Source organism: Streptococcus danieliae, from assembly GCF_025447695.1.
In the GTDB taxonomy this organism is placed as follows: domain Bacteria; phylum Bacillota; class Bacilli; order Lactobacillales; family Streptococcaceae; genus Streptococcus; species Streptococcus danieliae.
Genome location: NZ_JAOBSU010000073.1, coordinates 1 through 9,001, shown reverse-complemented (window position 1 = coordinate 9,001; position 9,001 = coordinate 1). Strand labels below are relative to the sequence as shown.

Sequence of the window (9,001 nt, the reverse complement as noted above, 5' to 3'; positions counted from 1 at the left end):
CTGCCAATCAACTACTGCGTCAAAGGTATTTTACTAATCATAAAGAGAGAGGCTAGACTTTTGTCCCAGCCTCTTTTGATATTTTTTTCACAAAACATCTTGCAGCTCATCTCTCCTTCCGGTATAATAATAAGTGTTTGTAAAAAACCTCACAAAGGAGATTTTAGATGGAAAAGATGTTTCAAATTATTACGTCCAATGCCTTTCTCAGTGCCATTTTCTCAACGATTGCTATTATTTTGTTGGGCTATGTTGCACGAAAGCGCAATATTGTTGGACCAGAAGCCGGAAAGGTTTTATCAGATGTGGTTTTGGCTTTTGCCCTTCCAGCCTTGGCCTTTTCAGCCTTTATGCAAAATATTAATCCCGAAACCTTTACCACTGGTTTGACCGTGTTTGTTTTTGGTTTTGTGGCTTATGTGATTCTCATTATTCTGGGGGAGAGCTTGTTTTTCCGGTTTAAGGGGGATCAACAAACGACCTTGTCTGTTTTGACCACTTTTGGTTCTACGACCTTCTTTGGAATTCCGATTATTAATGGTTTCCTTGGTCCACTGGGAGCCCTGTACGCTAATATCTTTAATATTGCCTACCGGGTTTTCCTTTATTCTTACGGTTTGGTACGTATGAGTGGGGTCAAGTTTGAGAAGAAAAATTTCAAACAAATTTTCTTGAATCCGATTGTCCTAGCGACCTTTGTTGGTCTTTTGATTTGGGTTTTCCAAAAAACGATGCCGCAAATGACAGTGACTGTTCCCTTGTATGAGGGTAGCAAGGATATGCAAGAAATTACAGTTGGAATTCTACGGATTGATAAGACCCTCCCTTGGCTCTATAAACCAGTCGATTACCTCTCTAAACTAGCTTCGCCTTTGGCTTGGTTGGCGATTGGGATGACCCTTGGTAACATTAGTCTGGGCGAGGCTTTGAAGGACCGTGTCGTTTGGCTCTACAGTGGGGTGAAATTGGTGGTTGTCCCAGCTATCTTTGTGGTTTTGATGCTAGTCATGAAATCCGTTGTTTCCCTAGACTACCCAGCCTTCATGGCGATTATTATCATGCTGGCTACCCCGCCAGCAACCGTAGCGGTGGCCTATGCCATTAAATATGACAAAGAGGCTCAGCTGGCCAGCAATGCGTCCCTCTTGGGAACCGTTCTATCTATTGTTGCAATTGTCTTCTGGATTATTGTTGGAGCCGGCCTGCAAGCCTTCTTCTAAGAGGATAGATGTATGAAAGTATTATGTTATGGTGTCAGAGATGTTGAAATTCCGATTTTTGAACAGGTCAATCAAAGCTTTGGCTTTGAATTGACCTTGGTAGCAGACTATCTCAACTCCCCGGAGACTGCAGCCCTAGCAAAAGGGCATGAGGCAGTCATCCTACGCGGAAACTGTTTTGCGACAGCGGAGGTTCTGGATCTTTACAAGGAATGGGGTGTGGACTATGTCTTGACGCGGACCGTAGGTGTGAACCACATTGATGTGGCCCACGCTAGAGCGCTAGGTCTCAAAACAGCCTATGTTCCCTTCTACTCCCCTAATGCGATTGCGGAATTAGCTGTGACCTTAGCCATGATGTTGCTGCGAAACACAGCCTATACCGTGCAAAAAACGGCTCAGAAAGATTTCCGAGTCGATGCCAGCATGTTTTCCCGAGAGATTCGCAATTGCAAGGTTGGATTAGTTGGAATCGGTCGGATTGGTTTGACCGCAGCCAAGCTCTTTAAGGGCTTGGGGGCAGAGGTCTTGGCCTATGATGCAATTCCGAAAGAAGGGGTGGATGACCTTGTCCGCCAAGTTTCGCTGGAGGAGCTCTTGCGTGAGAGTGACATTGTCAGTGTCCATGCTCCCTACATTCCGGCCCAGGGCCGTTTTATCACCCGCGACTTTATCGCCAAGATGAAGGATGGCGCGTTCTTGATCAATACGGCGCGTGGCGAGTTGCAGGATGCCCAGGCCTTGCTGGAGGCGGTTAGGTCGGGTAAATTGGCCGGTCTTGGTTTGGATACTTTAGAGGGGGAAGGCGATTTCTTCTTCAAGGATTTGAGGGATCAAATCTTGCCCGATCCGTTGGTGGAGGAGCTGGTTCAGCTCTATCCGCGTGTCTTGATTACTCCGCATATTGGTTCCTATACAGATGAAGCTGCTCTTAATATGATTGAAACTAGCTTCAAGAATCTGCAGGAATTTATGGAAACAGGCCAGAGTCAAAACGAGATTGAATAGTTGGAAAAAGTCGTTGCTTGCAACGGCTTTTTCCTTGTCCTTTGCGAATAAACAAGTGAGGAGGCAGGAGAGATATGGTAGAACGCAAGGCTCAGGCTATTTTGAGGAGGGCTCACCAAGAGCGAGCTCAGGATGTTTATATTGTCCCTCAAGTTGAGGGGTATTCAATCTATCTGCGACTGGGCGAAGAGCGTGTTTTGCTGGATGAGGTGGGTCTGGCCCAGGGCCAGGCTCTATTGGGACATTTTAAGTTTGCGGCTGGGATGAATGTCGGGGAGCGGAGGCGGAGTCAGCTTGGGTCTTGTGATTATGCCTTGGAACAGGATTGTTTATCCCTGCGTCTGTCGACCGTTGGCGATTACCGTGGTTTGGAGAGTCTGGTGATTCGGCTTCTCTATGATGGCCAGCAGCCCTTAGCTTTCTGGGATTGGACTCCCCAGCAACTCAGTCGGTTTATTCAAGGACGGGGTCTCTATCTTTTTTCGGGGCCCGTTGGGAGTGGGAAGACCAGCTTGATGTACCAGCTCGCCAAGACTCGCTTTCAGGGGCGGCAGATTTTGACCATTGAAGATCCGGTCGAGATCAAGGATCCAGCTTTTTTACAGCTGCAATTGAACAAGGATATTGGCATGACCTATGACCATCTGATCAAGCTCTCCCTCCGTCATCGCCCTGATCTCCTAATTATTGGTGAAATCAGGGATACAGAGACCGCTCGGGCTGTTATCCGAGCAGCCTTGACAGGGATCAGTATCTTTTCAACCGTCCATGCCCGCTCTATTCCAGGGGTCTATGCCCGCTTATTAGAACTAGAGGTGGAGCCGGGAGAATTGGCAGAGAGCTTGCGTCTGGTGGCTTACCAACGCCTGATTGGAGGAAAGGGGTTAGTAGATGTTGCCCAAAAAGAGTTTGCCCAGCATCCAGCGACTAGTTGGAATCAAAAGGTTACCGATTTATTGGAGGCTGGTGTTATCAGCCAGGATCAAGCTCAGGCGGAATACATTGGGGCTCCAGCAGGAGTTGAAGATTGTACAACTTTTCCATAACCTCTTTGCGACGGGCTTTCATTTGGGAGAAGCCTTGGATTTCTTGGATCATAGTGGCCTTCTAGACAAGGTCTTGGTTGACCGGATGCGGCAAGGGATGCGGACAGGCCAAGCCTTTTCCAGCATTTTAGGCCAGCTCGGCTTTTCGGGGACAGTTGTGAGTCAATTGGCTTTGGCTGAACTGCACGGTAATATCTTGGAAAGTTTGGCCCAGCTGGAGGGGCATCTGCAGAGTCTGATCCAGGTTCGGCGGAAGCTAGTAGCGGTGGGGACCTATCCCTTGTTACTTTTAGGCTTTTTGATGGTTATTATTGTAGGCCTGCAGTCTTATGTGCTGCCGGAGATTGACCAGGGCAATCAGTGGACTCAAATGGTGCAGGTGATTCCCTTGGTTTTTCTAGCTTTTGGACTTTGTTTTGCTTTGGTCTTTATAGGTCTAGCAGCTTTCTATAGGCACAAGCCACGGTTGGTTTTTTTCCGGATGTTGGTGATTTGCCCTGGTGTACGTGGCTTCGTCCAAGCTTATTTGTCGGCTAGTTTGGCGCGTGAGTGGGCCAGTCTTTTTGGGCAGGGCTTGGCCCTGGCGGAGATTGTGGGCCTGATGCGGGGGCAGGAGTCGTTTTTTTTGGTTGAGTTGGGGGCGGATCTGGATCAGGCCTTGAATGGTGGGGTGTCCCTGGCCCAGCAGATTCGGACCTATCCTTTTTTGCGACCAGAGTTGGCCTTGATGATTGAATACGGTGAATTTAAGTCGCGTTTGGGGCAGGAATTGGCTCTGTATTCTAAGAAAACCTGGGAAGAGTTTTTTCATCGGCTTTTTCGACTGATGGATTTGATTCAGCCGCTTGTTTTTGTGGTCGTAGCCTGTTTGATTCTGTTACTCTATGCAGCTATGTTGCTGCCGATTTATCAAAATTTGGAGGTACCCTTATGATAAAAAAAGTCACCCAGACCATGCTAAAAGGTTTTACTCTAATAGAAATGTTGGTCGTCATCCTTATCATCTCGGTGCTCTTATTGTTGTTTGTCCCGAATTTGGTCCAGCAAAAAGAAGTGGTCCGGGAAAAGGGAAATGCAGCCATTGTCAAGGTGGTAGAGAGCCAGGCGGAAATTTACCAACTCAATCATAGTGGAGCTCCAAATCTAGGGCAGTTGGTGGCGGAGAAGCAAATTACGAAGGAGCAGGCGGATGCTTATCGGGACTACTACAAAAAACATAGTGGTGAAAGTCGGGTCGTGCCCGATTAAGGCTTTTACGCTCTTGGAAAGCCTGCTAACACTTGGCATTACGCTTTTTCTAGTGAGTCTGTTGGCGGTCGGGGTGGGGGAGGTTTACCACTCTTTTGAGAAGAATCTCTTTTATATTCGCTTTGAGCATTTTTATACCGAGTCCCAGACCTTGGCCTGGGCGCGACAGGAGCCTGCCCAGCTGTCTTTTCAAGGAAAGCGGATTAAGGGAGTGCAAGGTGAGCTGGTTCTTCCAGAAGGCTTGGAATTGCTCTCTCAGTTTCAGTTGGATTTAACTGCCAAGGGCAATCACACAGGCTTGTCTCGGATTGTTTTTCGGGATCAGGCCAGTGGGACTACGATTCACTATCAAGCGAGGATTGGCAATGGGATTTTACGGCGGACAGAAGAATAGTCTGAAGGCTTATCTTTTATTGGAGTCCCTAGTGGCTCTATGGATTTTTAGCCTGGTGACCGCTTTGTTAGTAGGAGCCATTCAGCAGTCGCGAAAAAGGGAAGCAGCTCTTTTACACAGAGAGCAGCAGCTGCAAAAAGGTCACATGGCTTTGCAAGCCGGCTTGAGTGAATGGGCGGATGTTCAGGTGGAGCGAGGGGATCGAGTTTGGACTGTGAGGGAGGGGGAGGAGATTCTTGTTCAAGTACATGTTCTATCACCCTAGGTTACAGGCCTTTACCTTGCTGGAGGCCTTGGTAGCCCTTTTGGTCATCAGTGGTTCCTGCTTACTGTTCCAGGCTCTAACCCTGCTTTTATTTCAGGATATTCGCTACCAAGAGCGGGCTTCCAATCAGGATTGGCTGCTCTTTACCGCTCATATGGAGCAAGAGTTTCTGGAGGCGCATTTTGATGCGGTCAGTGATCATGAAATTTATTTGGATCAGAAGGGGAAGGGGCAAAAAATTGCCTATTGGCCCAAACAAGCGGAAATTCGCAAGACCGGTGGGCGGAATCAGAACCAGGGGAGCCAGACGCTTTTGTTTGGCGTTCAGTCGATGGAGGTGGAGGAGCGATCCGGTCTCGTCCAACTTCGGGCCGTCCTGGCTGATGGGAAGGAAAGGGAGTGGGTCTATCGTGTGGACTAAGCGTGTCCGGGCTGGGGTTTTACTCTATGCCTTGTTGCTCTTAGCGGTTTTTAGCCTGGTTCTTAATCTCTACTTGGAACGGCACCTGTTCCAAGAGCGTTTATTTCAAGCTTATCAGGAGCGGGAGCAGGCCTATGCCCTGGCTATTTATTGTCGGGATCGGGGCAAGGGGAAGAAGGGGGAGCTGCAATTCCAAGAAGGGCAGGCCAGCTACCAGGTTGAGGGGAAAAGGTGGGAGGTTGATGTTCACTTGACTGGTGGTCGCTCCTACAACTTTTCTTTTGTAGCACCTTCCCATGACTAGCCCCGCTGCTTGTTTTTGTGTTATCATAGGAACATGAATTTTGAAAAGATTGAACAGGCTTTTGGCCTTTTATTGGAGAATGTCCAGACCATTCAGAATCAGCTAAAGACGGGCTTTTATGAGGCGATTATTGAGCAGAATGTTAACTATCTGCAGCCAGTAGAAGATTGGCAGGTACTGGAGTCAAATAACCAGCAAGTGCGTCAGTTGGAGTTGACGCCTGAGGAGTGGCGGCGGACTTTTCAGTATTTGATGATGAAGGGGCAGCAAACGGAACCCTTGCAACCCAATCACCAAGCGACTCCTGATAGTTTGGGATTTTTAATTACCTTGGTGATTGACCATCTCTTCTCCAAGGATTCCCTCAGCGTTTTGGAGTTGGGAAGTGGTATGGGGAATTTGGCTGAGACCATTTTGTTGCATAGTCAGAAGGCTATAGACTATCTTGGGGTTGAATTGGATGATATTTTGGTCGAGCTGTCAGCTAGTATTGCGGAGGTTTTGGGGACCGAGGGACTAACCTTTTCGCAAGGGGATGCAGTGCGGAGTCAAGTTTTCCAAAAGGATTTAGTGGTTAGTGATTTGCCAATTGGTTATTATCCAGATGATGTTATTGCCAGTCGTTTCCAGGTGGCGAGTCCGGAAGAACATACCTATGCCCATCATTTGTTGATGGAGCAGGGGGTTAAGTATTTGGAGTCGGATGGCTATGCGATTTTCTTGGCCCCTACTCAATTGTTGACCAGTCCGCAGAGTGAGCTTTTGAAGGAGTGGATTCAGACGGCAACCGAGTTGGTGATGTTGGTACATTTACCAGAAAAGATTTTTGCCAATCCGTCCTATGCGAAAAGTCTTTTTGTGTTCAGGAAGTTTTCTGGTCAGAAGGGGACGCCATTTGTTTTTGCTTTTAATGATTTGAGCAATCTGGAAGAAATTCGAGATTTTCAAGCAAAATTGGAGTCAAATTAGGGGCTTTTTGGTGGGTTTTCTGATATACTAAAGATGTAAACGCTTTAAAAAGGGGTAGCTTATGTCTAAGACAATTGCGATTAATGCAGGTAGTTCGAGTTTGAAATGGCAGCTTTATGCGATGCCAGAGGAAAAGGTGCTTGCTAAGGGAATTATTGAGCGGATTGGTCTCAAGGATTCTATTTCTACTGTTAAGTTTGATGGTCGGGCTGAAAGCCAGACTTTGGATATTGTAGATCATGTGCAGGCCGTGAAACTGTTGTTGGAAGATCTGTTGAAGTTCGGGATCATCCAGGATTATGCTGAGATTACAGGTGTGGGCCACCGTGTTGTTGCGGGTGGTGAGTACTTTACAGACTCTGTTCTAATTGATGATGAGGTTTTGGCTAAGATTGAAGAGTTGGCGAGTTTGGCACCTTTGCATAACCCAGCCAATGTGGATGGAATTCGTGCCTTCAAGGAAATTTTGCCAGACATCACAAGTGTAGCTGTGTTTGATACAGCCTTCCATACAACTTTGCCAGAGGTGGCTTATCGCTATCCAATTGCAGAGAAGTATTACCAAGATTATAAGGTGCGGAAGTATGGAGCACACGGAACTTCTCATTATTACGTTTCGCGTCAGGCTGCAGAAATGTTGGGACGTCCCGTTGAAGATTTGAAACTGATTACAGCTCATATCGGAAATGGTATTTCGATTTCTGCTATTGACGGTGGTAAGTCAGTGGATACGTCTATGGGCTTCACACCTTTGGCTGGTCCAATGATGGGAACTCGTTCAGGTGATATTGATCCAGCGATTATTCCTTACTTGGTGGCACAAGTGCCTGAGCTTGAGAATGCAGCAGATGTAATTGATGTGTTGAACAAGGAATCAGGTGTGCTTGGAGTGGCAGAAGCTTCCAGTGATATGCGGGATGTTGAAGCTGGTCGTGCATCTGGTGATGCTAAGATGACTCTGGCTTTTGACATGTTGGTAGATCGTTTGAAGAAGTTCATCGGTCAGTACTTTGCTGTTTTGAATGGAGCAGATGCTTTGATCTTCACAGCGGGTATCGGGGAAAACTCGGATCAAGTCCGGGAAGCTGTTGTTGAAGGCTTGTCTTGGTTCGGTATGAAACTGGAACCTGGTAAAAATGTCTTTGGTGCAGTTGGTGATATTTCAACAGCTGATTCTAAAGTCAAGGTGCTAGTTGTACCAACCGATGAAGAATTGGTGATTGCGCGTGATGTTGAGCGTCTAAAAGCCTAATATGATAGAGATCAGAAGACCAGTCGGCTTGCCGACTGCTCTTCTTTAGTAAGCGGAGAACGTCTCTCCATAGGGCTGGCTTGAAATGTGGTATACTGTTAAGGCCGTAAGGCACAGAGTAAGTAGTCTGCGTTAAGTGTGTGTGGATGGGATGTTGCCACACAACGAAACCATTGGTGCGGTAGACTATTGCATCCGCTGTCGTTAGACAGCTCCAGAAAGAAAGGAGCTTTCCTATGAAATTTTCATTTCCCAAATTGAGTCCGCAATTGCTGGCGACTCTTGCCATGTTGATAGCCTTGACCTATGTCTTGGATCTATTCACCATTTCGATTATCCCCAACCAATTGCAGGTTGGTGTGACCTTTATTGCCAAGGTCTTAATCGGATCTATTGCAGGTCCCTGGTTATCAGCCTTGGTGGCCATTCTGTATGATATTTTGGCCTTTTTCTTGAATAATACAGGTTATTCTTTTATTTGGGGTTTTACCGTTGTTGAGGCCTTGCAGGGCTTCCTGTACGGATTGTTCTTCTTTGGCAAGAAGTTGAGCTTCCAGAATTGGAAGGACTGGCTTTATGTCATTTTTGCGACCGTGATTACCATGGGGATTGGGACCTTTGTATTGACCCCTATCCTACTTCACACCTACTACCAAACTCCCTATGCTGTCCTTTATGCAACACGGGTCTATAAGGTGCTGGAAATTCCAATCCGCGTTCTGTTGATTATGGTTGTTCTTCCCTTCCTTCAACGGATTCCGGAGTTTGCACGTTTGAACCATTTGAAAAAATAAGACTAATACTCATTGAAATTCAAAATCTGAAAAAAGCCATTCTCTATGGACAATAGATTTTAGATCAGACCAATGCAAAT

Annotated in this window: 12 protein-coding genes and 1 riboswitch; all 12 genes read left to right on the top strand. The window is 46.9% G+C overall.

The window, feature by feature from the left end:
* Nucleotides 1-167 precede the first annotated feature (167 nt).
* The 12 genes from N4310_RS06115 to N4310_RS06060 all read left to right on the top strand — a co-directional run bounded on the left by N4310_RS06115 (nt 168) and on the right by N4310_RS06060 (nt 8,921).
* Nucleotides 168-1,220, top strand: a complete 1,053-nt coding sequence (locus N4310_RS06115; protein ID WP_160332744.1) for an AEC family transporter — start codon at nt 168-170, stop codon at nt 1,218-1,220.
* Between the two features lie 12 nt (nt 1,221-1,232).
* Nucleotides 1,233-2,228, top strand: a complete 996-nt coding sequence (locus N4310_RS06110; protein ID WP_262092485.1) for a 2-hydroxyacid dehydrogenase — start codon at nt 1,233-1,235, stop codon at nt 2,226-2,228.
* Nucleotides 2,229-2,302: 74 nt separating this feature from the next.
* A complete protein-coding gene (comGA, locus tag N4310_RS06105) occupies nt 2,303-3,274 on the top strand; it encodes a competence type IV pilus ATPase ComGA (protein WP_262092483.1) in 972 nt (323 codons plus the stop codon).
* Complete coding sequence (comGB, locus tag N4310_RS06100; RefSeq protein WP_262092482.1) at nt 3,249-4,208, top strand: competence type IV pilus assembly protein ComGB; 960 nt, start codon at nt 3,249-3,251, stop codon at nt 4,206-4,208. The genes comGA and comGB overlap by 26 nt, the downstream gene beginning before the upstream one ends.
* Nucleotides 4,205-4,522, top strand: a complete 318-nt coding sequence (gene comGC / locus N4310_RS06095; protein ID WP_262092480.1) for a competence type IV pilus major pilin ComGC — start codon at nt 4,205-4,207, stop codon at nt 4,520-4,522. The genes comGB and comGC overlap by 4 nt, the downstream gene beginning before the upstream one ends.
* Nucleotides 4,497-4,916, top strand: a complete 420-nt coding sequence (gene comGD / locus N4310_RS06090) for a competence type IV pilus minor pilin ComGD (RefSeq protein ID WP_262092478.1) — start codon at nt 4,497-4,499, stop codon at nt 4,914-4,916. Before comGC ends, comGD begins: the two co-directional genes overlap by 26 nt.
* Nucleotides 4,888-5,181, top strand: coding sequence for a competence type IV pilus minor pilin ComGE (gene comGE, locus N4310_RS06085; protein ID WP_262092476.1), 294 nt, complete (start codon nt 4,888-4,890; stop codon nt 5,179-5,181). The genes comGD and comGE overlap by 29 nt, the downstream gene beginning before the upstream one ends.
* Nucleotides 5,153-5,602: a competence type IV pilus minor pilin ComGF gene (gene comGF / locus N4310_RS06080; protein ID WP_179923686.1), complete on the top strand. Its 450-nt coding sequence runs from the start codon at nt 5,153-5,155 to the stop codon at nt 5,600-5,602. Before comGE ends, comGF begins: the two co-directional genes overlap by 29 nt.
* Nucleotides 5,592-5,906 (top strand): competence type IV pilus minor pilin ComGG, encoded by a 315-nt coding sequence (gene comGG / locus N4310_RS06075; protein WP_262092475.1) that lies wholly within the window; start codon nt 5,592-5,594, stop codon nt 5,904-5,906. Before comGF ends, comGG begins: the two co-directional genes overlap by 11 nt.
* A gap of 33 nt (nt 5,907-5,939) precedes the next feature.
* Nucleotides 5,940-6,875: a class I SAM-dependent methyltransferase gene (locus N4310_RS06070; RefSeq protein ID WP_262092473.1), complete on the top strand. Its 936-nt coding sequence runs from the start codon at nt 5,940-5,942 to the stop codon at nt 6,873-6,875.
* Nucleotides 6,876-6,936: 61 nt separating this feature from the next.
* Nucleotides 6,937-8,127 (top strand): acetate kinase, encoded by a 1,191-nt coding sequence (locus tag N4310_RS06065; RefSeq protein ID WP_160332734.1) that lies wholly within the window; start codon nt 6,937-6,939, stop codon nt 8,125-8,127.
* A gap of 112 nt (nt 8,128-8,239) precedes the next feature.
* A riboswitch (THF riboswitch) is annotated at nt 8,240-8,330 on the top strand.
* A 33-nt stretch (nt 8,331-8,363) separates the two neighbouring features.
* Entirely contained in the window at nt 8,364-8,921 is a 558-nt protein-coding gene (locus tag N4310_RS06060) for a folate family ECF transporter S component (RefSeq protein WP_179923688.1), read from the top strand.
* Nucleotides 8,922-9,001: the final 80 nt, after the last annotated feature.

Excerpts from the sequence above, each read along its gene's own strand:
- N4310_RS06115 (WP_160332744.1), top strand. The coding sequence starts at position 168 with ATGGAAAAGATGTTTCAAATTATTACGTCCAATGCCTTTCTCAGTGCC.
- N4310_RS06110 (WP_262092485.1), top strand. The coding sequence starts at position 1,233 with ATGAAAGTATTATGTTATGGTGTCAGAGATGTTGAAATTCCGATTTTT.
- comGA (WP_262092483.1), top strand. The coding sequence starts at position 2,303 with ATGGTAGAACGCAAGGCTCAGGCTATTTTGAGGAGGGCTCACCAAGAG.
- comGC (WP_262092480.1), top strand. The coding sequence starts at position 4,205 with ATGATAAAAAAAGTCACCCAGACCATGCTAAAAGGTTTTACTCTAATA.
- comGE (WP_262092476.1), top strand. The coding sequence starts at position 4,888 with ATGGGATTTTACGGCGGACAGAAGAATAGTCTGAAGGCTTATCTTTTA.
- N4310_RS06070 (WP_262092473.1), top strand. The coding sequence starts at position 5,940 with ATGAATTTTGAAAAGATTGAACAGGCTTTTGGCCTTTTATTGGAGAAT.
- N4310_RS06065 (WP_160332734.1), top strand. The coding sequence starts at position 6,937 with ATGTCTAAGACAATTGCGATTAATGCAGGTAGTTCGAGTTTGAAATGG.
- N4310_RS06060 (WP_179923688.1), top strand. The coding sequence starts at position 8,364 with ATGAAATTTTCATTTCCCAAATTGAGTCCGCAATTGCTGGCGACTCTT.